Below are 24,594 nucleotides of genomic sequence, written 5' to 3'. Positions count from 1 at the left end.
GGGGATCCACAGCCATGAAAGCCAACAAAGGCAATATGGACAGCCTGAAAACGGCGGCACTGGCCGCGGCCCTGCTGATGGGGCTCTTTGGTTGCGTATCCCGCACCACCTATGACGCCTCCGGCGACGTGGTCGAGGAGCATGTCTTCGACGCCGTCGCCGCCGCCAAGACCCGAGTCCAGCTGGGCCTCACCTACCTGCGCAGCGGCGACAGCGCCAAGGCCAAGATGCACCTGGAAAAGGCCGAGGAGTTCGCGCCCAAGCTGCCCGAGGTCTACTTCAGCCAGGGCTACTACTACCAGACCGTTGGCGAAATGGCGCTGGCGGAGCAGGCCTATCGCAAGGCCGTGGATCTGGACGATGAAAACGGCGAGGCCCTGAACAACTTCGGGGCCTTCCTGTGCCGCATGGGCCGCTACGAAGAATCCATCACCTACTTCAAGAAGGCCGTCCGTGCCCCCGGCTACATCCGGGTGGCCGGTGCCTACGAAAATGCCGGCCTCTGTGCCCGCATGGGCGACATGGCGGCTGAGGCCGAAGAGTACCTGTCCAGTGCCCTCAGCCATGATCCCAAGCGGGCCACCTCGCTGCTGGCCATGGCGGAGCTCAGGTTCAACAGGCAGGATTACGGCGGCGCCAAGGGCTACCTGATCCGCCTGCAGCAGGTCAGCCAACCCAGCCCCCAGAGCCTGTTCATGGCCATCAGACTGGCCAAGCAGACCGGCGACAAGAGCGGCGTCGAAAAATACGGTGAGGAACTATTGGAAAAATTTCCTGACTCACCCCTAAGCCAACGATACCGGAGTAACCAATTCTGATGGCAGAGCACAGCGACGAGAGAGACGCGCTCAGTGCCGGGCAGACACTAAAAGAAGCGCGTAAGCGCCGTGGATGGAGTGTGGAAGAGGTCGCCAGGCGCTTGAACCTGCGCCAGGCGGTGATCGAACAACTCGAAGACGACGACTACGACAGCAAGGCCCATACCATCTACACCAAGGGCTACCTGCGGGCCTATGCCCGCCTGCTGGAGCTGGACGAGGCCGATGTGCTGGCGCGTTTCGACGCCCAGGGCGTGGGCGGCATCAGCGAATCCCAGATGCAGAGCTTTTCCAAGAAGACGGTGCTCAAGGAAAAGGACAGCCGGCTGATGAAGGTCTCCTGGCTGTTGCTGCTGGCGCTGCTGGCCATGCTGGTGTGGTGGGGCTGGCAACAGGTCGGGGTGGAAGCCCCCCTGGTGCCCGAACCCCTGGAGGAAGAAGTGCAGGGCAGGGCCCAGGCCGAAGTGGGCACCAGCATCGACATCCCCATCTCCCGCTCCGAGCCCGTCCAGGCAGAAGCGCCGGCCACCCAGCCACAGAGCCAGGTCGCGGCCGAAGCGAGCCAAGTGACTGAAAGCACTCAGCAAATGCCCCAAGAGATCGAGCCCGAGCCGCAGCCGTCCGCGGCCAGCGCCGAGCCCCAGACCGAAATCAGTGCCCTGGCGCTCTCCTTCTCCGGCGACTGTTGGGTTAAGATAGTGGACGCTTCCGGCAAGGTACTGACCATCGGCGTGAAGAAGGCCGGTGACCAGCTGAACCTGGCAGGGCAGGCGCCCTTCAGCCTGACCCTGGGCGCACCGGAAGTCGTATCCCTGAGCCACGCCGGCCAAGGCGTGGATCTGTCGGCATTCAAGCCGGGCAAGGTGGCCCGCCTGAAGGTTCCGAATTAAGAGGTTGTAGAGAGTTTTATGCAGCATCAGCCGCCTATCCAGCGACGCAAATCCAGCCGCATCTATGTGGGCAATGTGCCCATTGGTGACGGGGCCCCCATCGCCGTGCAGTCCATGACCAACACCAGGACCACGGACGTGGATGCCACCGTGGCCCAGATCCGCGCCATCCAGAAGGTGGGGGCCGATATCGTGCGGGTGTCGGTGCCGACCATGGAAGCGGCCGAGGCCTTCAAGCGCATCAAGGAGCAGGTGGACATCCCCCTGGTGGCCGATATCCACTTCGATTACCGCATCGCCCTCAAGGTGGCCGAGTACGGCGTCGACTGTCTGCGCATCAACCCGGGCAACATCGGCAAGGAAGATCGCATCCGCGCCGTGGTCGACGCGGCCCGGGAGCGCAACATCCCCATCCGCATTGGCGTCAACGGCGGCTCCCTGGAGAAAGACATCCAGGAAAAATACGGTGAACCCACCGCCGCCGCCCTGGTGGAATCCGCCATGCGCCACGTGGACATCCTGGACAGGCTCAACTTCGACCAGTTCAAGGTATCGGTGAAGGCCTCCGACGTCTTCCTGGCCGTGGAGTCCTACCGGCTGCTGGCCAAGGAAATCGACCAGCCCCTGCACCTGGGCATCACCGAAGCCGGCGGTGCCCGCAGCGGCGCCGTCAAGTCCGCCATCGGCCTCGGCATGCTGCTGGCCGAAGGCATAGGCGACACCCTGAGGGTGTCCCTGGCCGCCGATCCGGTGGAAGAGGTCAAGGTCGGCTTCGACATCCTCAAGTCCCTGCGCATCCGTAGCCGCGGCATCAACTTCATCGCCTGTCCCAGCTGCTCCCGCCAGGAGTTCGACGTCATAGGTACCGTCAACGCCCTGGAAGAGCGCCTGGAGGACATCACCACGCCCCTGGACGTGTCCGTGATCGGCTGCGTGGTCAACGGCCCCGGCGAGGCACTGGTGTCCGATGTCGGCCTGGCCGGTGGCATGCGCAAGTCCGGCTTCTACGTGGACGGCGAGCGCCAGAAGGACAGGATCGACAACGACAACATCGTCGACGAGCTGGAAAGCCGCATCCGCGCCCGTATCACCCGGGACGATCCCAGCCAGCGCATTCCCGTCAAGCAGGACGACAACTAAGGCAGGCGGGCTGGTCCCGCCCTTTTGTATTCAGCCCCGGCCGGGGGCTTTCAGAGTATTTCAGAGCCGTATTGTGAAACAGATCCAAGCCGTTCGCGGCATGAACGATTGCCTGCCCAGCCAGACCCCGCTGTGGCAGATGGTGGAACAGCGTATCCGCGACACCGTGGCCTCCTTCGGCTACTCGGAAGTGCGCATGCCGGTGGTGGAATCCACCGACCTCTTCAAGCGCAGCATCGGCGAAGTGACCGACATCGTCGAGAAGGAGATGTATACATTCGAGGACCGCAACGGCGACAGCCTGACCCTGCGCCCCGAAGGCACCGCCGGTTGCGTACGGGCCGGCAACGAGCACGGCCTGCTCTACAACCAGGAGCAACGTCTGTGGTACATGGGCCCCATGTTCCGCCACGAGCGTCCCCAGAAGGGCCGCTACCGCCAGTTCCACCAGTTCGGCGTGGAGGTGTTCGGCATCGCCGGCCCGGATATCGACGCCGAGGTGATCCTGATGGCGGCCCGCCTCTGGGATCAGCTGGGGATCCGTGACCACGTCACCCTGGAGATCAACTCCCTGGGCTCCAACGAGGCCCGTGCCCGGTACCGGGATGCCCTGGTGGCCTTCCTGGAGCAGCACGTGGAGCGCCTGGACGAAGATTCCAAGCGCCGCATGTATTCCAACCCGCTGCGGGTGCTGGACAGCAAGAACAAGGACGTGCAGGCCCTGCTGGCCGACGCGCCGCGCCTGTCCGAACACCTCGACGAGGAGTCCAGGGTCCATTTTGCCGGCCTCTGTGAACTACTTGACGCCGCCGGCATCCAATACCGGGTCAATGAGCGCCTGGTGCGCGGACTCGACTATTACAACCGCACCGTGTTTGAATGGGTCACCGAGAGCCTGGGTGCCCAGGGCACCGTCTGTGCCGGCGGCCGTTACGACGGCCTGGTCGAGCAGCTGGGTGGCAAGGGTACCCCGGCCGTGGGCTTCGGCCTCGGCATGGAGCGCCTGGTGCTGCTGGTGGATGCCGTGGGCGACACCAGCGCCATCAAGCCGGCCGTGCACGCCTATCTGGTCACCGCCGGCGAGCAGGCCCAGAAGCAGGGCTTCGTCCTGGCCCAGCAACTGCGCGAGCAGGTGCCGGGACTGCGCCTGATGAGCCACTGCGGCGGCGGTAATTTCAAGAAACAAATGAAGCGGGCCGACAAGGTCGGTGCCCGTTACGCCCTGATTTTGGGTGAGGACGAACTGGCCGCAGGCGAGATCACCGTCAAGGATCTCGGCGACGGCAGCCAGAACCGGGTGGCCCTGAGCGAGCTGGCCGCACACCTCACCACTGCATAAATTGAGAGGATGGATTCGGTGGAAATCTACAGCACAGAAGAACAACAGGTAGAGGCCATCAAGCGCTTCTGGAGAGAGCACGGCAACGCCATCGTGGTGGGTACCGTACTGGGCCTGGCCGGCATCTACGGCTGGCGCTGGTACTCCAATGCCCAGCTGGAAGCCCAGGGCCAGGCCTCCGAGGCCTACACCCAGGCCGTGGAAGCCCTCAATGCCGGCGACCAGGCCAAGGCCGAAGCCTTCATCAAGGGCGACAGCGCCGGCCATTACCAGGCCCTGATGGCCGCCACCCTGGCCAAGAGCGCCGTCGAAGCAGGCGAGCTGGACAAGGCCCTCGGCCACCTGGATCAGGCCATCAATCAGTCCGAAGACGAGCAGCTCAAGCAGATCTTCACCCTGCGCAAGGTCCGCATCCTGATCGCCCAGGACAAGGGCAGCGATGCCGAAAGCCTGCTGGCCACCGTCAGCGGTGACGCCTTCAAGGCCGAAGTGGCCGAGCTCAAGGGCGACATCGCCCTGGCCAGGCAGGATTACGCCGCGGCCCGCCAGTCCTACCAGGCGGCCCTGGATGCCAGCGAAGGCCAGGCCAGCAGTGCCCTGGAGCTGAAGCTGGACCAACTGGAAAGCAAGGGCTGAACATGATGAAACTGGCAAAGTGGGCCGGTCTCATCGGCCTGGGCGCCCTGGCCCTGGCCGGCTGCTCCAGCACCGATGAGGATCTGCGCAAACCGGCCGAACTGGTCGACTTCAGTGGCGAGGTGAAGGCCGACGTGCTCTGGAGCACCTCGGTGGGCGACGGCATCGGCCCCTATTTCTCCAACCTGGCGCCCGTGATGGCCTACGACAAGCTGTACGCCGCCTCCCGCGAGGGCGTGGTCAAGGCCCTGGACAGGAACAGCGGCAAGACCCTGTGGCAGGTCGACCTGGGTGACGCGGATGGCCTCTTCGAAGCCCGCGACAACATGCGCCTGTCCGGCGGTGTCTCCGCCGGCTTCGGCAAGATCTACATCGGCTCCGAGAACGGTGTCGTCTACGCCCTGGATGCCGAAAGCGGCGAGCTGGCCTGGCAGGCCACGGTGCCGGGCGAGGCCATGGCCGCCCCGGTGCCGGAATCCGGCCTGGTGCTGGTCAACACCACCTCCGGCAAGCTGGTGGCCCTGGACGCCGACAACGGCCAGCAGCGCTGGATGCACGAACAGAACCTGCCGTCCCTGACGTTGCGTGGCGCCTCCGAGCCCACCACCGTCTCCGGCGCCGCCGTGTTCGGCACCCCGGCCGGCAAGCTGGCCGCCGTGTTCGTGGAGAACGGCCGCCTGATCTGGGAACAGGCCGTCTCGCCCGCCAAGGGCGAGAACGTGCTGGAGCTGCTGCGCGACGTGGACGCCACCCCGGTGGTGGTCGGCCCCATCGCCTATGCGGTGGCCTACAACGGCGAGCTGGTGGCCATCGAGCTCAGGAGCGGCCGCGTGCTGTGGAAACGGGATTATTCCTCCTACCGCTCCATGGTCGTGGTGGGCTATGATCTGCTGCTGGTGGACGACAGGGGCTACCTCTATGCCCTGGATCGCCGCAACGGCCTGGAGAAGTGGAGCCAGCCGATGTTGGAGAATCGCCGCGTCACCGCCCCGACCGTGGTCGGCAGCAAGGTGGTGGTCGGTGATTTCGAGGGCTACCTGCACTGGTTCGATCTCGGTACAGGTGAGCTGCTCGGCCGCAAGAAGATTGATTCCAGCGGACTTTATGCCCGTCCGCTGCTGATGGATGACAAGGTGGTCGTGCAGAGCCGCGACGGCGACGTGGCCCTCGTCAGCCTCGACTGACCTGACCACGACAACCCTTTAAGGACGGCCGCGGGTTAACCCTCGCGGCCGTTTGTTGCTTGAGAGACTGGAGAAACAGATGCTTCCGGTGGTAGCCCTGGTAGGGCGTCCCAATGTGGGTAAATCGACCCTGTTCAACCGACTGACCCGGACCCGTGACGCCCTGGTGGCCGACTATCCCGGCCTGACCCGCGACCGCAAGTACGGCCAGGCCAGGTACGAGGAACACGAGTTCATCCTTATCGATACCGGTGGTATCGAGGGCAACGAGAAGGGCATCGACGCCAAGATGGCCGAGCAGTCCCTGGCCGCCATCGAAGAAGCGGACGTGGTGCTGTTCCTGGTGGACGCCCGCGACGGCCTGCTGATCGCCGACGAGGCCATCGCCAACCACCTGCGCCAGGTGGGCAAGCCGGTGTTCCTGGTGGCCAACAAGACCGACGGCATCGACGCCGACTCCGCCTGTGGCGAGTTCTACGGCCTGGCCCTGGGCGACGTCTGGCAGATCGCCGCCGCCCACGGCCGCGGCGTCACCCAGCTGCTGGATCAGGCCCTGCTGCCGGTGGTGGCGGAACTGACCGAGCGTACTGCCGAGGAATCCGAGGCCCTGTCCGACGCCCTGGGCCAGGACGTGCTGCTGGGCGAGGACATCGACGACCTCCTTGACGCAGAGGAGGAGGAAGGCGAGGAAGAGGAGATCCCCTTCGCCGATCTGCCGGTCAAGCTGGCCATAGTGGGCAAGCCCAATGTCGGCAAGTCCACCCTTACCAACCGCATCCTTGGTGAGGAGCGGGTGGTGGTGTACGACATGCCCGGCACCACCCGCGACTCCATCTACATCCCCATGGAGCGCGAGGACAGGAACTACATCCTCATCGACACCGCCGGGGTGCGCAAGAAGTCGCGCATCCATGACACCGTCGAGAAGTTCTCCGTGGTCAAGACGTTGCAGGCCATCGAAGACGCCAACGTGGTGCTGCTGGTCATCGACGCCCGCGACGGCATCACCGACCAGGATCTCAGCCTGCTGGGCCACGTGCTCAACGCCGGCCGCGCCCTGGTGCTGGCCGTGAACAAGTGGGACGGCCTGGACACCGACGTCAAGGATCGCATCAAGTCCGAGCTGGACAGGCGCCTGGGCTTCATCGACTTCGCCCGCATCCACTTCATCTCCGCCCTGCACGGTACCGGCGTCGGCAACCTGTTCGAATCGGTGCTGGAGGCCTTCGAGTCCGCCACCAAGCGGGTGTCCACCTCCAAGCTGACCCGCATCCTGCAGATGGCCCAGGACGACCACCAGCCGCCCCTGGTCAGCGGCCGCCGGGTCAAGCTCAAGTACGCCCACGCCGGTGGCTACAACCCGCCGCGGATCATCATCCACGGCAACCAGGTAGACCACCTGCCGGGCAGCTACAAGCGCTACCTGATGAACTACTACCGCAAGAGCCTGGGGGTGATCGGCACCCCCATCCATGTGGAGTTCGCCGAGGGCGACAACCCCTACGCCGGCAAGCGCAACAAGCTGACCCTGTCCCAGGCCAAGAAGCGCAAGCGCCTGATGCAGTTCATCAAGAGCAAGAAGCGCCGCTAAGCGCACAAAGGAAAGCGCCCGGCCATGCCGGGCTTTTTTGTGGCCTTGATTTGGATCAGTAAAGGCTGAATTGGCATTGCGGCCGCCGCCTTGCTGTGGCACAAAAGAACAAACCGGCAGGACGCCAGGAACCCAGGGATGAACACCACGCCACAACGCCGCCTCTGGCTTATCGAACTGATTGCCTATTGGGAAGGGCAGATCAACGCCAGCCACCTGGTGCACTTCTTTGGCATCAGCCGCCAGCAGGCCAGCAAGGACATCGGTGAATACCGCCGGCTCTACCCCGGCCACCTCCACTATTGCGACTCCGCCAAGGCCCACCTGGTGACCGGCGGCTTCCGCTGCCGCCAGATCAGCGGCGACGTGGCCGAATACCTCAACTGGATGACCGGCCAAAGCGGTCATCCACTGCCGGAAAAGCCCCGTTACCAGTTGCCTCACCAGGCCCTTCAACACCCGCCCCGTAACGTATCCCCCACCCTTGTCCGCCCCTTGCTCAGGGCCATACGCGAGCAGCGCCGCCTGGAGGTGGACTATGTGTCCGTCACCAACCCCAGCAGGGAAGGGCGGATCATCGTGCCCCACACCTTCGTCAACACTGGCCTGCGCTGGCACCTGCGGGCCTGGTGCGAAAAACACCAGGACTACCGCGACTTCGTGCTGAGCCGCTTCCGTGGCACGCCCGAGCTGCTGGAGGCCTCGCCCCACGGCGCCGGCGACGACAGGGCCTGGCAAACCCAGGTGGAGCTGCTTCTCAAGCCCGATCCCAGGCTCAGCCCCGCCCAGCAGGAGGCCCTGGCCCACGACTACGGCATGGCCGATGGCGAGCTGCGCCTAGCAACACGTGCCGCCCTGGCCCAGTACCTGCTCCTGGAGATGCAGGTCAACGTCAAGATGCTCGACGGCAACCCCGCCGCCCAGCAGCTGATCCTTGCCAATGCCGACCAGATCAAGCCCTGGCTGTTCGGTGCCTGATCTGTCAACAAAGGCGACATGTGCAAATGCACAGCATTGTGAAAGCGGCAAAGGGCAGGGAAAGTGATCAAAAACACAGCGGCAAGGAGCCTGATATGACAGCCAGCTATTTCCACTACTGGGGCAAGGCCCAGCAGCAGGAAGGCCACCAAGGCGACGCCTACCACCTGCTGCCCTACCACTGCCTGGACGTGGCGGCGGTGGGCTGGCAGCTGCTGGCGGACGACAGGCCCCTGACCCGCTCCCTGGCCCAGTTCCTCGAACTATCCCCGGGTGAGCTGCGCGCCATCTTCACCTTTGCCCTGGCCCTCCACGATCTCGGCAAGTTCTCATCGGCCTTCCAGGCCCTGAAGTCCTTCCCAGGTACCCCCCTGGTCAGCCACAGACCGGAGCAGGCCTATGACGCCAGACGGGCCCGCCACGACATGCTGGGCCAGTATTTCTGGCTTATGGCCACCCGGGGCCGCCGGCTCCGCGGCGCTGAGCTTGGCCTGGGTGATGCCGACCTGAGCCGCCCGACGCCGCTGCTCGACAGCCTCAACTGCCTGCTGGATACGGTGTTCGGCCATCACGGCTATCCCATAGCCCATGGCAAACGGGCCGAGCTCGGCCGCTATTGCCGGGAACAAGATCTGGATGCAGCCACGCACTTTATTGCCGATCTGGCAAGACTCTTCGCCGTGTCCTGGCCGCCGGAAAAAATGACGGACCGCCACTGGTTGGCCAGGCTCCGGCAACTGAGCTGGCACCTCTCTGGCCTGGCCATCCTCAGCGACTGGGTGGGCTCCGACAGTGCCTTCTTCCACTACCGGGCCGGGGGCTTTTCGTTGGCCGAGTACTGGCCCCAGGCCAAGGACATAGCCGCCCGGGCCCTGGCCGCCACCGATCTTGCCAAGCCCGTCAGCGTCCAGCCCTTCGGATCCATCCAGGAGCATTACGGCTTTCGGCCCACCCCACTTCAGGGCTGGGCCGAGTCGGTCCCCCTGGGGGAGGGGCCGCAGCTCTTCATCCTCGAGGATGTCACCGGCGCCGGCAAGACGGAGGCGGCCCTGGCCCTGGCCCACAGGTTGCTGGCGGCGGGCCGGGCCGACGGTTTCTATTTCGGTCTGCCCACCATGGCTACCTCCAACGCCATGTTCTCCCGGGTGGCCGGCCACTACCGCCAGATGCTGGCCCTAGACGGTGGCCGGGCCAGCATAGTGCTGGCCCATGGCGCCAGGGAGATGAACGAGGCCTTCAAGGAGGCCCTGGCCGTGCCCGGGGCCGACGAGGCCGGCTACGACCGGGATGACGGCACCGCCTCCGCCTATTGCAATGCCTGGCTGGCGGACTCCCGCAAGAAGGCGCTGCTGGCGCCTGTGGGGGTCGGCACCATAGATCAGGCCCTGATGGCGGTATTGCCGCGCAAGCACCAGCCCTTGCGGCTCTTGGGGCTCAATCGCAAGGTGCTGCTGTTCGACGAGATCCACGCCGCCGATGCCTTCATGTTCGAGCTATTGGAAGATCTGCTGCGGGTGCATCTACACCAGGGCGGCAGTGCCATTCTGCTGACCGCCACCCTGTCGAAGCGCCAGCGCGCCCGGCTGTGCCAGATCTGGCAACAGGCTGGTGGCGTGACGCCGCAGCTGCCGGAATCAACGCATTTCCCCCTGGCCACCCGGGTCTGCCTGGCGGACGGCGTGCAGGAAACGCCCCTGGCCAGTCGCAAGGAAGTCAGCCGCCACCTGCCGGTCGACTTTCTCGCCAGCGAGGAAAGTTGCCTCCAGGCCATAACCGAGGCCAGGGCCAAGGGCCAATGCGTGGTCTGGATCCGTAACTCGGTAGACGACGCCCTCAAGGCCTACCAGGCCCTGGTAGGGCGGCTGGAGGGCGGCCCTGAGCCCATCCTCTTTCACAGCCGTTTCGCTCTCAAGGACCGCAAGGGCATCGAGGAGCAGGTACTGTCGCGCTTCGGCAAGGGGTCCGGTGGGGAGCAGCGAAAGGGACAGGTGCTTATCGCCACCCAGGTGTTTCAGGAGAGCATCGATGCCGACGCGGATCTGATGATTTCCGATCTCTGCCCCATAGACGATCTGATCCAGCGGGCCGGCCGCCTCCACCGCCACACCAGGGACGGCGACGGCCATTACCGCCCCGGCATAAGGGATGCCAGGGCCAGGCCCCTGCTGTATGTGCTGGTGCCCCCCTGGCAGGAGGAGCCCCAGGCGGATTGGCTCGGTGCCACCATGCCCCACACCGAGGCCGTCTATCGCTCCCCGGGCCGACTCTGGCTCGGCATGCAGGCGCTGCGTGAACTGGGCGGGATCTGGATGCCGGGTAAGGCCAGGGAGCTCATCGAAGCCGTCTACGGCGAGGATGCCTACCAGCGCATGCCCCAAGCCCTGCGGGACAAGGAGGATGCGCATTACGCCGAGGAGAGGGGCAAGGCAGCCAAGGCCAGGAACCAATACATACAGTGGCCGCTGGGCTACAGCCAGGAAAGCAATACCGCCTGGCATGACGACGACATCGAGATCAGCACCCGTCACTCGGACATAGAAATCCTGCCCGTGCTGCTGCTGCGGCGGAGCCAGGCCGGTGGCCTCTGCCTCTGGGCCGAAGGCGAGCCGCAGCCGGTGCAAAACAGCATCCTCAAACTGGGCCGCAAGAAGTTCGCCGAGCGCCTGGCGCCCCTGAAAGGCGAAGACATCCAAGCCTTCGAGGCCATCCAGGCCCGCTACTCTCAAGCCCGCTATCTCCAGCCCTGGCTGGCACAGGAGGACGAGCAGTTCGGTTATTCCCCGACCCTAGGGGTCTTCACGAGACACAAGGAGGTTGAATGAACCTGATCACAGATTCCTGGCTTCTCTTTCGCCTTAGGGACGGCAGCGAGCGCACCTTGCCCCTCGCCGCCATGGCATCCCCCGAGGTGGTGGATTTCGCCCTGCCCAGGGCCGATTTTCAGGGTGCCGCCTACCAGTTCGCCATCGGCCTGCTGCAGACTTGCTTCGCGCCTGAGGATAAATACGCCTGGGAAGCGCTCTATTGCAAGCCGCCGGTGCAAGGCGATTTGGGAGAAGCCTTCGCCAAGGCCGCCCATGCCTTCGAGCTGGAAGGCGAAGGGCCGCGCTTTATGCAGGACTACGACAGCCTGGCAGGCACCAAGCCGGCGCCCGTGTCCGGACTCTTGATCGAGGCTCCCGGCGGCAACACCCTCAAGCTCAACACCGATCACTTCATCAAGCGTGACGAGGTGACCCAGCTGTCCCCCGCCATGGCAGCCCTGGCGCTGTTCACCCTGCAGATCAACGCTCCCTCCGGCGGTCAGGGGCATCGTACCGGGCTTAGGGGCGGTGGCCCCCTGACCACCCTGGTGCTGCCCCGGGATCCCGAAGCCGGCCTCTGGCAGCGGCTTTGGCTCAATGTGATAAGCAGGGATAAATGGCCCTATGAGGAGCCGGACCTGCACAGCGCCGATGTCTTCCCCTGGCTGGGGGCGACTAAAGACAGTAAGAAAAAGGGCAGCGAGATCTACCAGCAGGATGTGCATCCTCTGCATATGTACTGGGCCATGCCCAGGCGCATCCGCCTGCTGTTCGAGGAAAAGCAGGGTCGTTGCAGCCTGGGTGGGGATGACAGCGAGCGCCTCTGCCTCCATTACCTGACCCAGAACTACGGCAACAACTATGCCGGCACCTGGCACCACCCCCTGACCCATTACCGCTTCAACCCCAAGAAGCCGGAGGAGGATCACCTCTCCACCAAGGGCCAGCCCGGCGGCATCCAATACAAGCAGTGGCATGCCCTGGCCTTCGAGGACAGAGGGGAGGGCAACCTGCCCGCCAGGGTGGTCATGGATTTCCACAGCAGCAAACGGGACTTCTTCGACTTCGATTGGGGGGAATATCCCAGGCTGTGGGCCTTCGGCTTTGATATGGACAACATGAAGGCCAGGGGCTGGTACAGCACAGAGCTGCCCCTGGTAAGCCTGCCCCCGGAAAGCGCCGATGCCCTGTTAACGGAGATCAAGGTGGTGCAATCCCTGGCTCAGGAGGTGCTCTTTCACTGCCGCAGCCAGGTCAAAGCCGCCCTTTTTGAGCGCCCCGCCGAGGCCAAGGGAGACTTCAGCCATATCGAACTCGCTTTTTGGCAGCGAACCCAGGCAGCCTTCTTCCAGGCCGTGGCAAGCCTGCTGACCTGCGGCGCGGAGCGCCTACCGTCGGAGGGCGCCTGGCGCTGGCTGCAGGCCCTGACCGCCACCGCCCTGGATCTGTTCGACGAATTCGCCCTGGGCGAATGCCCGGCGGACCGCAGCATGCACCAGAAGATTTCCGCTAGACGCCGGCTCACCGGCTGGCTGCGCGGCGCCAAGGCGATCAAAGCCTTCAAAGACAGTCACCCCTTACCCAGCACGGAGGAAGCCTGATGGCAGACAAGGAACACAAGGAACGCCGCTACTCATTTGAGGGCAGCGACAGCCTGCTGCGCTGGTGGCAGGCCATGACGCTGCCGCCGGCAGAGCTTGAGGCATTGAAGCTGAAGCCGGCCCCGACCCTCTACCGGGCCGAGCTGAAGCGGGCCGAAGGACCCGAAGGGGCCCTGTTGACCCAGGGTTTCAGGGCGCTCTGGTTGAAGCTACCCGAGCGCGCCAGGAACAGGGCGTCCTGGTCGCCCCTGGCCTGGGCCACCATAGCCGCCAGCCTCAGCCATGTGCGCCAGCTGCCCGCGGAGAGCCCGGAGCAGAGCTTCGCCACCAGCCTGGGCAGGATCGATCCCAAGACAGACAAGCCCAGGGTCAGCGAGCTTCGCTTCCAGCAGCTGCAAAACGCCAGGAGCCCGGAGGACTTTTTCCGCCGCCTGCGTCGGCTGGTGAAGTTATTGGGCGGCAGCTGCAATCCCCAGAGCCTGGCCGCCGACACCCTGAGCTGGTTTGCCGAGCACCACCAGCTATCCCCCCGTAGGGCCGACAAGCGCATCGCCCTGCGCTGGGCCATGGATTACTACCAGGCCGCCGACAAGGCCGCCAGCAAGGACAACTAAGGAGAACGGACATGAGCAAATTTATCCAACTGCACCTGCTGACTTCCTACCCCCCTTCCAACCTCAACCGGGACGACCTTGGCCGGCCCAAGACCGCCCGCATGGGCGGGGTGGAGCGGCTCAGGGTCAGCTCCCAGAGCCTGAAGCGCAACTGGCGGGTGTCTGAACTCTTCCAGGACGCCCTGGAAGGCAGCCTGGGTACCCGCACCAAGCGGCTGGGCGTGGAAGTCTATGGCAAGTTGACCCAGGAAGGGGTGCCCGAGAAGCAGGCCAAGGAATGGGCCACGGCCATCGCCGGCGTTTTTGGCAAGAACAAGAAGGACTCCCTGGAGATTGAACAGCTCGCCCATATCAGCCCCTCGGAATGGCAGGCGGTTTGGCAGCTGCTCGATACCCTGAGCCGTGAAGGGCGGGCCCCCGAGCAGGAAGAACTGCTGCGCCTTCGCAGCAGGGCCGCAGCCGTCGACATCGCCCTGTTTGGCCGCATGCTGGCGGCCAGTCCCGACTTCAACGTCGAGGCCGCCTGCCAGGTGGCCCATGCCATCAGCGTCCACGGCGTGGCGGTGGAGGATGACTACTTCACCGCCGTCGACGACCTCAACCGCGGCGACGAGGATCTGGGGGCCGGCCATATCGGCGAAGCGGGTTTCGCCGCTGCCCTCTTCTACAGCTATGTCTGCATCGACAAGGAGCAATTGGTGCAGAACCTCGGCGGTGATCTGGCTCTGGCCAACAAGGCCATTGCCGCCCTGGTGGAGGCGGCCGTCAAGGTGTCTCCCAGGGGCAAGCAGAACAGCTTTGCCTCCCGCGCCTATGCCTCCTATGTGCTGGCGGAGAAGGGCGATCAGCAGCCCCGCTCCCTGTCGGTGGCCTTCCTCAAGCCGGTATGGGGAGAGGATCAGGCCGGCGAGGCCATAACGCGCCTGGAGCGCCAGGTGGAAAACTTCGACAAGGTCTACGGCCCCTGCGCCGATGCCAGGGCAACCATCAACGCCATCACCGGTGAAGGCAGCTTCGAGCAACTCAAGGCCTTCATCGCCGACTAGGGGGCCCCATGGATTATCTTATTTTTCGCCTCTATGGCCCCATGGCAAGCTGGGGTGAGGCGGCGGTGGGCGGCGACAGGCCCACCGCCCTGCACCCCGGCCGCGCCGCCGTGCTTGGCCTGGTGGCCTGCGCTCTCGGCATTCCCAGGGAAGACGCTGAACGCCAGGCCGCCCTGCGCGACGGCCTGGCGGTGGCGGTGAAGCAATATGACCCGGGTGATTTGCTCAGGGACTACCACACCGCTCAGGTTCCCTCCGAGGACAAGAAACGCCGGCTGTTCACCCGCGCCGACGAGCTGGCCAGGCCCAGGCACAAGCTCAACACCGTGCTGTCCAGCCGGGACTACCGCACCGGCGGCCTCTGGGTGGTCGCCCTGTGGCGCCAGTCCGAGTCGGCGCCCACCCTGGAGCGGCTGCGTGAAGCCCTGCTGCGTCCGGGCTTCGTCCCCTATCTTGGCCGCAAGGCCTGCCCCCTGGCGTTGCCCATGGCGCCGCGCATAGTGGCGGACGGCACCCTCAGGCAGGCTCTGGATAGCGAGTTTCCGCCACTACTGGGAAGCCCCGAGGAAGACAAACGCTGGCTGGGGCTGGGAGAGCTGGTCACTTACTACTGGCAGGGCAGCCCGCAGGCGCTGGGCGAAAGCGACGCCGTGCAGACCCTTGGCGTATGGGATGAGCCCCTGAGCCGCCGGCCCTGGCAATTCGGCCAGCGCCAGCAGCATGAACTCACGATCAGGGAGGCGTGATATGTACCTTTCCAAGATCCGCTTGAACCAGAGCCCACAGGCCCGGCGCGCCCTGCTGGAAGCTCTCAAGGACGGGGCTTACGGCAGCCACCAGCTGCTTTGGCGCCTGTTTGATGACAACGAGCGTCATTTCCTGTATCGCCAAGAGCAGGGGGACGGCTACCAGGCACCCAGCGGCGAGCCCCTGTTCTATGTGCTGTCGCGCACGCCGCCAAGGGATCACGCCGGGATCTTCGAGATCCACATCAAGGCCTTCTCGCCCAGGCTGAACCCTGGGGATCGCCTGGCATTCAGGCTCAGGGTCAACCCCACGGTCTGCCGGGACGGCAAGCGCCACGATGTGCTGATGGATGCCCAAATGGGCTGGCTTCGCGAGCAGCTTGATGGCCAGGGCTTGGACAAAGACGGGCAGAAGGGCGAACTGCGAATGCGTCTGCTCGACTTTGCCACCGATGTCGAGCTGGCCGGCTGGCGCGAGATCATCCATCAAGGGCGCCACCGCCAGGCGCTGGAACGCCCCCTGGGGCGCAGTGAAACCCTGGATCTGGCCCTTAAGAGCCAAGCCGAGCGGGCCCTGGCCGACTGGTGGCAACAGCGCCTGCCAGGGTTGGGAGCCGAGGAGGCTCCGGGCGGTGCTCTGAGCGTGGCTGGCTATCAGCGCCACAGCATCCCGAAGAAGCACCGTCTGGCGGCCTTCAGCTCGGTGGAGCTGGCCGGCGAGATCCATATACAGGCGCCGGACACCCTGCTGGAACACCTATGCAACGGCATAGGCCGGGCCAAGGCCTTTGGCTGCGGCCTGATGATGATACGGCGGATCTGATCCGCCGCCTTTTCACCACATAGCAAGGGAGCCGCTATGTCCTTCATTCCCATCAAGCCTATCCCCCTCAAGGATCGCAACTCCATGCTGTTCTTGTCCATGGGGCGCATCGACGTCAAGGACGGTGCCTTCGTGGTGGTGGACGAGGTCAACGGCGAACGCATGCACATCCCGGTGGGATCTGTGGCCTGCCTGATGCTGGAGCCCGGCACCCGGGTTTCCCATGCCGCCGTCAAGCTGGCCGCCGAAACCGGCACCCTGCTGACCTGGGTGGGTGAGGCCGGGGTGCGTTTCTATGCCGCCGGCCAACCCGGCGGTGCCCGCTCCGACAAATTGCTCTACCAGGCCAAGTTGGCACTCGATGAAGACTTGCGCCTCAAGGTGGTGCGCAAGATGTTCGAGCTGCGCTTCGGCGAGCCGGCCCCTGAACGGCGCAGCGTCGACCAGCTCAGGGGCATTGAGGGCGCCAGGGTCCGCAAGACCTATCAGCTGCTGGCCCAGCAGCATGGCGTGAAGTGGCAGGGGCGCCGCTACGATCCCAAGGACTGGGGCAAGGGCGACTTGCCCAACCAGTGCCTGAGCGCCGCCACCGCCTGCCTCTACGGCATCACAGAGGCGGCAGTGCTGGCGGCGGGCTATGCCCCGGCCATTGGCTTCATCCATACCGGCAAGCCGCTGTCCTTTGTCTACGATATCGCCGACATCATCAAGTTCGAGTCCGTGGTGCCCCTGGCCTTCCAGGTTGCCGCCAAAAAACCGTTGAAACCGGATCGTGACGTCCGGCTGACCTGCCGCGATTTGTTCAGGAAGGACAGGGTGCTCAAGCGACTCATTCCCTTAATAGAAGAGGTGTTGGCCGCCGGTGGCATAGCACCGCCGCTGCCGCCCGAGGATGCCCAGCCGCCGGCCATCCCCGAGCCCGTCGCCATTGGTGACGCCGGTCACAGGAGCGGTTGAGATGAGCATGCTGGTGGTGGTCACCGAGAATGTCCCGCCCAGGCTCAGGGGGCGGCTCGCCATCTGGTTGTTGGAGATCCGCGCCGGCGTCTATGTCGGCGATGTCTCCCGCCGGGTGCGGGAAATGCTCTGGGAGCAGATAGAGGCCCTGGCCGAAGAAGGCAACGTCGCCATGGCCTGGGCCGCCAACAACGAATCCGGCTTCGACTTCCAAACCTTTGGCAGCAACCGCCGCGAGCCTGTGGATCTGGACGGCCTCAGGCTGGTGCGCTTTCTGCCCCAGGATGCGCCGTAAATGCAGTGAATTGGGCTCTTTAACAACCAGGAAAAAATCGGTAGATTTCGTTAGGCAGATTTTTTGTTTGAAAAACAACTGCCTGCATTTGGAGTGTTCCCCGCGTCCGCGGGGCTAAACCGGCTTACCAATGGCTTGCCGGGGCTTTGCAAATGTGTTCCCCGCGTCCGCGGGGCTAAACCGTTGGGCGGCCAGGAGCAGTCGAAAGCATGATCGTGTTCCCCGCGTCCGCGGGGCTAAACCGACAACCTTGTAGCGCCCAAGCTGCGCATCGGTGTGTTCCCCGCGTCCGCGGGGCTAAACCGGGCTCGATGAGGGTGTCACCCTCGGGCAGCAGGTGTTCCCCGCGTCCGCGGGGCTAAACCAGAAACCCGGTATCCTGGCCCGACTGCATCTGGGTGTTCCCCGCGTCCGCGGGGCTAAACCGCAGGCCTTATCCCTACCGTGTGGAACTCGGTGGTGTTCCCCGCGTCCGCGGGGCTAAACCGATTCGAACGGTACGCAAAGCGAATACCTTGAAGTGTTCCCCGCGTCCGCGGGGCTAAACCGCCCGTCTTCTGAAACTGCGATGTCGTCTTTGAGTGTTCCCCGCGTCCGCGGGGCTAAACCGGGGCAACTCCTTCTGACCGTGAACGGCCCTGCGTGTTCCCCGCGTCCGCGGGGCTAAACCGGGGCACTAGCGACCCCTAAAATGCTATAGATAGTGTTCCCCGCGTCCGCGGGGCTAAACCGGAACAACGGCGACCGTCACCGAGGCGAAAAACGTGTTCCCCGCGTCCGCGGGGCTAAACCGGCAATATGACCCAATACGGCCTTGAGCGTCCGGTGTTCCCCGCGTCCGCGGGGCTAAACCGGACGGACTTGAAGTCCTCCAGTGCACGGCGGGGTGTTCCCCGCGTCCGCGGGGCTAAACCGGATGTGCAGGCCTGGGAGCAGCAGTGGAAAACGTGTTCCCCGCGTCCGCGGGGCTAAACCGTGAATGTCAGCGCTGACCCAGAAGCCCTTGGTGTGTTCCCCGCGTCCGCGGGGCTAAACCGTATGACCAGAGTCGGCGTATTCAGGCCGAGGCGTGTTCCCCGCGTCCGCGGGGCTAAACCGTTGGCCCTGCAGGCTGGCGTCCGGCTCAAAGGGTGTTCCCCGCGTCCGCGGGGCTAAACCGTTCCGCGAAGAACTGGGTTTCGACCTGTCCGAGTGTTCCCCGCGTCCGCGGGGCTAAACCGTAGTAGACCTGTTCGATGCCCGGATTCTGCTGGTGTTCCCCGCGTCCGCGGGGCTAAACCGTTCGCAATGCCTTTCCAAATCGCTGTTATTAGGTGTTCCCCGCGTCCGCGGGGCTAAACCGGCCACAACCGAAAGCCACAGCGAATAGCAAAAGTGTTCCCCGCGTCCGCGGGGCTAAACCGCGGTTTGGCACACATTGGTAAAACGCGCTAGCGTGTTCCCCGCGTCCGCGGGGCTAAACCGGTGAGGTTGTCGGTTTCTGTGAATGGGTTCCCGTGTTCCCCGCGTCCGCGGGGCTAAACCGCGCCAGTCGCTGCAGTCGCTGCGGTCGATGCTGTGTTCCCCGCGTCCGCGGGGCTAAACCGGCCGTCCCGATGACGCCGGCGTGGTTACCTGGGTGTTCCCCGCGTCCGCGGGGCTAAACCGTCTTCCAGGTAAGCGCCCAGGGCCTCGAGGGCGTGTTCCCCGCGTCCGCGGGGCTAAACCGGCAGATCCCAAAATGCGTGGAGTGTACCTGCGGTGTTCCCCGCGTCCGCGGGGCTAAACCGGCATTAATACACAAAACAAACTAAGAAAAAACGTGTTCCCCGCGTCCGCGGGGCTAAACCGAGGCCCTGTTGGGCGGCGCCCTGTTGCTGGGCGTGTTCCCCGCGTCCGCGGGGCTAAACCGATTTCCTTGGAGCGCCTCACTGACAGCGCTGCGTGTTCCCCGCGTCCGCGGGGCTAAACCGATGAAGATCCTGGCCGCGTGTCTCGGCGTAGAGTGTTCCCCGCGTCCGCGGGGCTAAACCGATCTACCTCCTGCGCAAGCGGGACGCCACCGAGTGTTCCCCGCGTCCGCGGGGCTAAACCGCACGACGTTGTCAGCCACGACGTCTTGGTCTGGTGTTCCCCGCGTCCGCGGGGCTAAACCGACCACTTGGCCCTTGAGTCTTGCGACTTCGTCGTGTTCCCCGCGTCCGCGGGGCTAAACCGGGCTGCATGCCGTTCTCGAACTGGATCATGGCGTGTTCCCCGCGTCCGCGGGGCTAAACCGCAGCCGCTCCTTATCGGTCAGGGGGCGATCAGGTGTTCCCCGCGTCCGCGGGGCTAAACCGGGGGTGAGCTGGCCAGCCTGGTTGGTTATCTGGTGTTCCCCGCGTCCGCGGGGCTAAACCGGGTGTCCACATGGTCCGGCGCTGTGTGTTTCCGTGTTCCCCGCGTCCGCGGGGCTAAACCGTGTCGTTGCCCCCGCCTGCGGTACGGGCAACGGTGTTCCCCGCGTCCGCGGGGCTAAACCGACGTGCAGGCCGCCGGCGGTGTGGGTTTTGCTGTGTTCCCCGCGTCCGCGGGGCTAAACCGTACACCATACGGGCGGGTAGCGTGATCCCGGCGTGTTCCCCGCGTCCGCGGGGCTAAACCGGAACTGGAGCTCCACTACGGCGCCCTGGGTACGTGTTCCCCGCGTCCGCGGGGCTAAACCGATTGCCGTGCCGGTGATGCGGCGGCTGATGCCGTGTTCCCCGCGTCCGCGGGGCTAAACCGCGCGATCTCACAGCATGGACAAATGTTACCTGGTGTTCCCCGCGTCCGCGGGGCTAAACCGTATGCCGCAATCAATCAGAACTGACTAAGATTGTGTTCCCCGCGTCCGCGGGGCTAAACCGTCTGGGCATACATCAGATAATGGTAATGGGAAGTGTTCCCCGCGTCCGCGGGGCTAAACCGGTGTGACGCCCGGCCTTCACCTGATCGCCGCCGTGTTCCCCGCGTCCGCGGGGCTAAACCGGTAAACAAAGGGTATCCGGATTTTAGGGTTGAGTGTTCCCCGCGTCCGCGGGGCTAAACCGGTACAACCCTGCTGGGGAGTTACGCCTCTGATGTGTTCCCCGCGTCCGCGGGGCTAAACCGGTATATCAGAAGTCCGATCGGGGCCGGCGCATGTGTTCCCCGCGTCCGCGGGGCTAAACCGGTGACCTTGTGGTGGCTGATGCCCTTGGGGTTGTGTTCCCCGCGTCCGCGGGGCTAAACCGTACAACTGTTGCACGCATTTTTTGATACTCCACGTGTTCCCCGCGTCCGCGGGGCTAAACCGAGCGCCGGCGGCATCCTGCTACCGCCGGTCACGTGTTCCCCGCGTCCGCGGGGCTAAACCGCCTGTCGGTCATGACGCCACGAATGCGCTCTAGTGTTCCCCGCGTCCGCGGGGCTAAACCGGAAGCTGAATTGCTGATGCCGGGTCGCCTCGCGTGTTCCCCGCGTCCGCGGGGCTAAACCGGTGTTTCCGTTAACGGGAAATCACCACGTTTCGTGTTCCCCGCGTCCGCGGGGCTAAACCGTCCGCCGTCTCCCTGTGGGGTGAAGAAATTCCGTGTTCCCCGCGTCCGCGGGGCTAAACCGCGTGCTGCGTGGCGGTGGATCTGCTCTAGGGAGTGTTCCCCGCGTCCGCGGGGCTAAACCGGGAGCTGGATCAACACCAGGGGGGATATACCAGTGTTCCCCGCGTCCGCGGGGCTAAACCGGGGATGACGTTTCAGAGCCGGGTTAAGCGCCGGTGTTCCCCGCGTCCGCGGGGCTAAACCGTATCTCTGGCCATTGCTGACGCAAGCGGCAAAGTGTTCCCCGCGTCCGCGGGGCTAAACCGTTTGCGGCGTTTACAATCACGCTTCGGCCCGAGTGTTCCCCGCGTCCGCGGGGCTAAACCGCAATGCCAGCTTGAACAATTGAACTAACGTGTGTGTTCCCCGCGTCCGCGGGGCTAAACCGCGCCGTGGCGACCAACGGGCACGTCTTGGCGGGTGTTCCCCGCGTCCGCGGGGCTAAACCGTTTCGCTTCCCAATCTTCGTCGCTTCCATTTTGTGTTCCCCGCGTCCGCGGGGCTAAACCGCACACGAATGAACGCTTTAGTCAATAGCGGCAGTGTTCCCCGCGTCCGCGGGGCTAAACCGTGGGACCCGGTGACCTACGAGGGCCACTTCGAGTGTTCCCCGCGTCCGCGGGGCTAAACCGATGATTTGCTTAGAGTAAATCATATATGAGTTGTGTTCCCCGCGTCCGCGGGGCTAAACCTGTACGGCGATCAACACGTCGCCCGGTTTGCCCGTGTTCCCCGCGTCCGCGGGGCTAAACCGACTGCGGGCCGGTCCACCACAGACGCATCCCAGTGTTCCCCGCGTCCGCGGGGCTAAACCGCTGAGGCAACTTTACCCGGAGGTATCCGAATGGTGTTCCCCGCGTCCGCGGGGCTAAACCGGCGCGCCAGCTGGGCAATCTGTGGTTGGATCCGTGTTCCCCGCGTCCGCGGGGCTAAACCGGCGCTTTCACGCTCGGCAAAGGCGACCTGGTCGTGTTCCCCGCGTCCGCGGGGCTAAACCGTGGGGGGGCCGGCCACCGGTTCGGCATCCTGAGTGTTCCCCGCGTCCGCGGGGCTAAACCGTCCTCCATGTGGAGGTCGCCCTGCAATATCTCGTGTTCCCCGCGTCCGCGGGGCTAAACCGGCCCCCTGGACGCCCTGGCGGCAGTCCTCAGGGTGTTCCCCGCGTCCGCGGGGCTAAACCGTGAAATGGGATGGGCAGGGAAACGTGGCAACGGTGTTCCCCGCGTCCGCGGGGCTACAAATTTGCCGGGAGCAAATTTGGACGGCTTTAGCCGGTCGCGAAGCGACGGCCGCCAGGGAAGGTGGCCGCAAACCGTTGGTCGTGACACATCCTTGTGGGCTCCTTCCGGCTCGGTCATCCGGGCCTCGCTTTCGGGCAAACATTGCTCCTATGGTCGCAATGTTCTCTTTGCCCTCAACCCCGCGTCCGCGGGGCTAAACCGGACATTAGTCAAAACGGGCTATTGAGGGCAATGTGTTCCCCGCGTCCGCGGGGCTAAACCGCGAGCGAAGACTGAGCGAGCGACGAAGCAGCTGTGTTCCCCGCGTCCGCGGGGCTAAACCGGCAGATCACATCCCAGTTGTAGTGTCGGTGACGTGTTCCCCGCGTCCGCGGGGCTAAACCGATCAACGGCAAAACGTTCCGGGATTTCCGCGAGTGTTCCCCGCGTCCGCGGGGCTAAACCGACGTCTATTTGGACGGCTTTAGCCGGTCGCGAAGCGACGGCCGCCAGGGAGGGTGGCCGCCAACCGCTTGAGGCTAGTGATACTTCCCTGTGGATCCCTTCCGACTCGGCTATCCAAGACCCCGCTTACCAGACGAAAAACGAGTCACCTTTGTCCTTCGGACTCTTTTGTGCCTGCGGTTGTTCAGGGCATCGACTTTCAGCTTTGCTTTGGCATCCTTGGCGCTCTGCTACTACCTTGAAATCACAAGTGAAAGGGATTTCATCAGGTGATTTATGGACGATCAGCTCGTGCGGCTCGAATTCAGCGCCTTCAAGCAGATGGAAGGCGACCAGGTGTCGGTCAGCGACGACGCCGGCACCACCTTGACCCTCCAGGTTGACGAAGTCGTCGACTGCAGCCAACCAGGCAGCCCCTTTGTTACCTTTGTCATCCGCCTTAGCGGCGATCCCGACATGCCCGTTCCCCAAGGGGTCTATCGCTTTTCCCATCCGGCCATCGGTTGCCAGGCGCTGCTGTGCGTGCCCAATTCACCCACGGACTACGAGATCGTCATCAGCCAGGCTCGGCAAGGGGCGGCCGTTCCATCAGCAGGTACAGCTCATCCGTTTGGGTCTTGAGTTGAAAGCCGAGCCGTTCGTAGAGGCGGCGGGCCGGGTTGTTGCGCTCCACATGAATGCTGAGGCTGCGACCGGATGTGCAGGCCTCCCGGTAGAGGCGCTCGAGCAGGTGGGCACCGATACCCTGGCCGCGAAAGTCCGGCAGCAGGCTGATGTCGACCACGCGGATTTCGCCGGGCCAGACGTCCACGAACAGCCGGCCTATGGGCTGGCCCTGGTGGCAGATGAGGTCGAAGCGGTCGGGGCAATAGTACTGGCGGTAATGGTGGTACTGGGCCTCGAACTGGGCGGCGCAAAAGGCCTGGCGCTGTTCATGGCGCCAGCCCAGCGGCGCCAGTTCGGCTTCACGGGTGCTGGCGTAGAGCCGGCGCAAAAAGGGCAGATCCGCCTGGCGGTGTGGCCTCAGGGTCAGCGAGGCGAGCTGTAAAGCGCTCATGTTGGCGGCATTCCATGGTGGTCGATATGGAGTTCAACATAGGCAAGGGACTGAAAACCGACAACTTTTGGAGACGAACATGGCAGAACCCTATATCGGCGAGATCAAGATGGTGGGCTTTAACTTCGCCCCCCGCGGTTACGCCCTTTGTGACGGCCAGCTGTTGCCCATCGCAAGCAATACGGCGCTGTTTTCCCTGCTGGGCACCACCTATGGCGGCGATGGCCGTACCACCTTTGCCCTGCCGGATCTGCGGGGCCGGGTGCCGGTTCACCCGGGTGACGGACCAGGCCGGCGCCGTTGGCGTTGGGGGGAAAGGGAAGGGAGCGAAACCAATACCCTGAGCCTCAACCAGCTGCCCATCCACAACCATGGGCTGCAGGGGGCTAGCGCAACCATCACGGCTACCACAACGATATCGCCGCCGGCCTCCAGTGAAAACGGCAATTCCGACAGCCCTGAGGGAAAGGTGCCCGCGACGGTTCTGTCCGGGGGACGCGCTGCAACGGCGTATGCCGATGCAGGCAACACCACCATGCAGAGCTTCATGGCGAGTACCAACGGCACGGCGGCGCTGTCCGGCCAAACCGGCACCGCGGGTGCCAGCCAGTCGGTCAACAATATCCAGCCGAGCCTGGCCATGTACTTTGTTATCGCGCTGCAGGGGATTTTCCCGTCTCGCAGTTAATGTCTTGCAATGGCAAAGCGGCCGCAGCTGTGGCGGCCGCTCCCGGAAATAAGGTGAAGGATATGGACGTTAAACGGATTGGCAAAAGCTGTGCTCTGCTTTTCGCCTTATTTGCCGGCTCGGC

The 24,594-nt window shown here is 64.5% G+C and carries 19 protein-coding genes and 2 CRISPR repeat arrays; of the genes, 18 read left to right on the top strand and 1 reads right to left on the bottom strand.

The window, feature by feature from the left end; translation table 11 throughout:
* The first annotated feature begins 14 nt into the window (after positions 1 to 14).
* The 17 genes from pilW to WDB71_RS11770 all read left to right on the top strand — a co-directional run bounded on the left by pilW (position 15) and on the right by WDB71_RS11770 (position 23,346).
* Positions 15 to 818: a type IV pilus biogenesis/stability protein PilW gene (gene pilW, locus WDB71_RS11850; RefSeq protein WP_341501794.1), complete on the top strand. Its 804-nt coding sequence runs from the start codon at positions 15 to 17 to the stop codon at positions 816 to 818.
* 80 nt (positions 819 to 898) lie between these two features.
* Positions 899 to 1,708, top strand: coding sequence for a RodZ domain-containing protein (locus WDB71_RS11845; RefSeq protein WP_341501793.1), 810 nt, complete (start codon positions 899 to 901; stop codon positions 1,706 to 1,708).
* An 18-nt stretch (positions 1,709 to 1,726) separates the two neighbouring features.
* Complete coding sequence (ispG, locus tag WDB71_RS11840; protein WP_341501792.1) at positions 1,727 to 2,848, top strand: flavodoxin-dependent (E)-4-hydroxy-3-methylbut-2-enyl-diphosphate synthase; 1,122 nt, start codon at positions 1,727 to 1,729, stop codon at positions 2,846 to 2,848.
* Between the two features lie 70 nt (positions 2,849 to 2,918).
* Positions 2,919 to 4,187 carry a histidine--tRNA ligase gene (gene hisS, locus WDB71_RS11835; RefSeq protein ID WP_341504215.1) on the top strand — a complete coding sequence of 423 codons (1,269 nt, stop codon included), beginning with the start codon at positions 2,919 to 2,921 and terminating at the stop codon, positions 4,185 to 4,187.
* A gap of 18 nt (positions 4,188 to 4,205) precedes the next feature.
* Entirely contained in the window at positions 4,206 to 4,823 is a 618-nt protein-coding gene (locus tag WDB71_RS11830) for a tetratricopeptide repeat protein (protein WP_341501791.1), read from the top strand.
* A gap of 2 nt (positions 4,824 to 4,825) precedes the next feature.
* The gene (bamB, locus tag WDB71_RS11825) at positions 4,826 to 6,007 is read left to right on the top strand and encodes an outer membrane protein assembly factor BamB (protein WP_341501790.1); all 1,182 of its coding nucleotides are present in this window, start codon (positions 4,826 to 4,828) and stop codon (positions 6,005 to 6,007) included.
* 79 nt (positions 6,008 to 6,086) lie between these two features.
* Positions 6,087 to 7,598 carry a ribosome biogenesis GTPase Der gene (gene der / locus WDB71_RS11820; protein ID WP_341501789.1) on the top strand — a complete coding sequence of 504 codons (1,512 nt, stop codon included), beginning with the start codon at positions 6,087 to 6,089 and terminating at the stop codon, positions 7,596 to 7,598.
* A 138-nt stretch (positions 7,599 to 7,736) separates the two neighbouring features.
* The gene (locus tag WDB71_RS11815; protein WP_341501788.1) at positions 7,737 to 8,576 is read left to right on the top strand and encodes a WYL domain-containing protein; all 840 of its coding nucleotides are present in this window, start codon (positions 7,737 to 7,739) and stop codon (positions 8,574 to 8,576) included.
* A gap of 95 nt (positions 8,577 to 8,671) precedes the next feature.
* Complete coding sequence (cas3, locus tag WDB71_RS11810) at positions 8,672 to 11,398, top strand: CRISPR-associated helicase Cas3' (RefSeq protein WP_341501787.1); 2,727 nt, start codon at positions 8,672 to 8,674, stop codon at positions 11,396 to 11,398.
* On the top strand, positions 11,395 to 12,981 hold the full coding sequence (gene casA, locus WDB71_RS11805) for a type I-E CRISPR-associated protein Cse1/CasA (protein WP_341501786.1): 1,587 nt from the start codon (positions 11,395 to 11,397) through the stop codon (positions 12,979 to 12,981). Before cas3 ends, casA begins: the two co-directional genes overlap by 4 nt.
* Positions 12,981 to 13,595 (top strand): type I-E CRISPR-associated protein Cse2/CasB, encoded by a 615-nt coding sequence (casB, locus tag WDB71_RS11800; RefSeq protein WP_341501785.1) that lies wholly within the window; start codon positions 12,981 to 12,983, stop codon positions 13,593 to 13,595. The genes casA and casB overlap by 1 nt, the downstream gene beginning before the upstream one ends.
* Before the next feature lie 11 nt (positions 13,596 to 13,606).
* On the top strand, positions 13,607 to 14,641 hold the full coding sequence (cas7e, locus tag WDB71_RS11795) for a type I-E CRISPR-associated protein Cas7/Cse4/CasC (protein ID WP_341501784.1): 1,035 nt from the start codon (positions 13,607 to 13,609) through the stop codon (positions 14,639 to 14,641).
* 8 nt (positions 14,642 to 14,649) lie between these two features.
* The gene (cas5e, locus tag WDB71_RS11790; protein ID WP_341501783.1) at positions 14,650 to 15,387 is read left to right on the top strand and encodes a type I-E CRISPR-associated protein Cas5/CasD; all 738 of its coding nucleotides are present in this window, start codon (positions 14,650 to 14,652) and stop codon (positions 15,385 to 15,387) included.
* 1 nt (position 15,388) lies between these two features.
* Positions 15,389 to 16,210: a type I-E CRISPR-associated protein Cas6/Cse3/CasE gene (gene cas6e, locus WDB71_RS11785; protein ID WP_341501782.1), complete on the top strand. Its 822-nt coding sequence runs from the start codon at positions 15,389 to 15,391 to the stop codon at positions 16,208 to 16,210.
* Positions 16,211 to 16,246: 36 nt separating this feature from the next.
* The gene (cas1e, locus tag WDB71_RS11780; RefSeq protein ID WP_341501781.1) at positions 16,247 to 17,167 is read left to right on the top strand and encodes a type I-E CRISPR-associated endonuclease Cas1e; all 921 of its coding nucleotides are present in this window, start codon (positions 16,247 to 16,249) and stop codon (positions 17,165 to 17,167) included.
* Between the two features lies 1 nt (position 17,168).
* Positions 17,169 to 17,462, top strand: a complete 294-nt coding sequence (cas2e, locus tag WDB71_RS11775) for a type I-E CRISPR-associated endoribonuclease Cas2e (protein WP_341501780.1) — start codon at positions 17,169 to 17,171, stop codon at positions 17,460 to 17,462.
* Between the two features lie 93 nt (positions 17,463 to 17,555).
* Positions 17,556 to 22,282: a CRISPR direct-repeat array (repeat unit 29 nt; unit sequence GTGTTCCCCGCGTCCGCGGGGCTAAACCG).
* Positions 22,283 to 22,453: 171 nt separating this feature from the next.
* Positions 22,454 to 22,726: a CRISPR direct-repeat array (repeat unit 29 nt; unit sequence GTGTTCCCCGCGTCCGCGGGGCTAAACCG).
* A gap of 275 nt (positions 22,727 to 23,001) precedes the next feature.
* Entirely contained in the window at positions 23,002 to 23,346 is a 345-nt protein-coding gene (locus WDB71_RS11770) for a hypothetical protein (protein WP_341501779.1), read from the top strand.
* On the opposite strand, the gene WDB71_RS11765 is transcribed toward WDB71_RS11770, so the two are convergent.
* Positions 23,282 to 23,782: a GNAT family N-acetyltransferase gene (locus tag WDB71_RS11765; protein ID WP_341501778.1), complete on the bottom strand. Its 501-nt coding sequence runs from the start codon at positions 23,780 to 23,782 to the stop codon at positions 23,282 to 23,284. The two genes, WDB71_RS11770 and WDB71_RS11765, sit on opposite strands and share 65 nt — an antisense overlap.
* 79 nt (positions 23,783 to 23,861) lie before the next feature.
* On the opposite strand from WDB71_RS11765, the gene WDB71_RS11760 reads away from it, so the two are divergent.
* A complete protein-coding gene (locus WDB71_RS11760; protein WP_341501777.1) occupies positions 23,862 to 24,470 on the top strand; it encodes a tail fiber protein in 609 nt (202 codons plus the stop codon).
* The last annotated feature ends 124 nt before the right edge of the window (positions 24,471 to 24,594 follow it).

Origin of the sequence: Gallaecimonas sp. GXIMD4217 (assembly GCF_038087665.1) — a bacterium.
Lineage (GTDB): Bacteria > Pseudomonadota > Gammaproteobacteria > Enterobacterales > Gallaecimonadaceae > Gallaecimonas.
This window is presented reverse-complemented; position numbering and strand designations above follow the sequence as displayed.

Coding starts and splice junctions, on each gene's coding strand:
- casB (WP_341501785.1), top strand. CDS start 12,981: ATGGCAGACAAGGAACACAAGGAACGCCGCTACTCATTTGAGGGCAGC.
- cas7e (WP_341501784.1), top strand. CDS start 13,607: ATGAGCAAATTTATCCAACTGCACCTGCTGACTTCCTACCCCCCTTCC.
- casA (WP_341501786.1), top strand. CDS start 11,395: ATGAACCTGATCACAGATTCCTGGCTTCTCTTTCGCCTTAGGGACGGC.
- der (WP_341501789.1), top strand. CDS start 6,087: ATGCTTCCGGTGGTAGCCCTGGTAGGGCGTCCCAATGTGGGTAAATCG.
- pilW (WP_341501794.1), top strand. CDS start 15: ATGAAAGCCAACAAAGGCAATATGGACAGCCTGAAAACGGCGGCACTG.
- ispG (WP_341501792.1), top strand. CDS start 1,727: ATGCAGCATCAGCCGCCTATCCAGCGACGCAAATCCAGCCGCATCTAT.
- WDB71_RS11815 (WP_341501788.1), top strand. CDS start 7,737: ATGAACACCACGCCACAACGCCGCCTCTGGCTTATCGAACTGATTGCC.
- WDB71_RS11770 (WP_341501779.1), top strand. CDS start 23,002: ATGGACGATCAGCTCGTGCGGCTCGAATTCAGCGCCTTCAAGCAGATG.
- cas1e (WP_341501781.1), top strand. CDS start 16,247: ATGTCCTTCATTCCCATCAAGCCTATCCCCCTCAAGGATCGCAACTCC.
- WDB71_RS11765 (WP_341501778.1), bottom strand. CDS start 23,782: ATGAGCGCTTTACAGCTCGCCTCGCTGACCCTGAGGCCACACCGCCAG.
- bamB (WP_341501790.1), top strand. CDS start 4,826: ATGATGAAACTGGCAAAGTGGGCCGGTCTCATCGGCCTGGGCGCCCTG.
- cas5e (WP_341501783.1), top strand. CDS start 14,650: ATGGATTATCTTATTTTTCGCCTCTATGGCCCCATGGCAAGCTGGGGT.
- cas2e (WP_341501780.1), top strand. CDS start 17,169: ATGAGCATGCTGGTGGTGGTCACCGAGAATGTCCCGCCCAGGCTCAGG.
- cas6e (WP_341501782.1), top strand. CDS start 15,389: ATGTACCTTTCCAAGATCCGCTTGAACCAGAGCCCACAGGCCCGGCGC.
- cas3 (WP_341501787.1), top strand. CDS start 8,672: ATGACAGCCAGCTATTTCCACTACTGGGGCAAGGCCCAGCAGCAGGAA.
- WDB71_RS11760 (WP_341501777.1), top strand. CDS start 23,862: ATGGCAGAACCCTATATCGGCGAGATCAAGATGGTGGGCTTTAACTTC.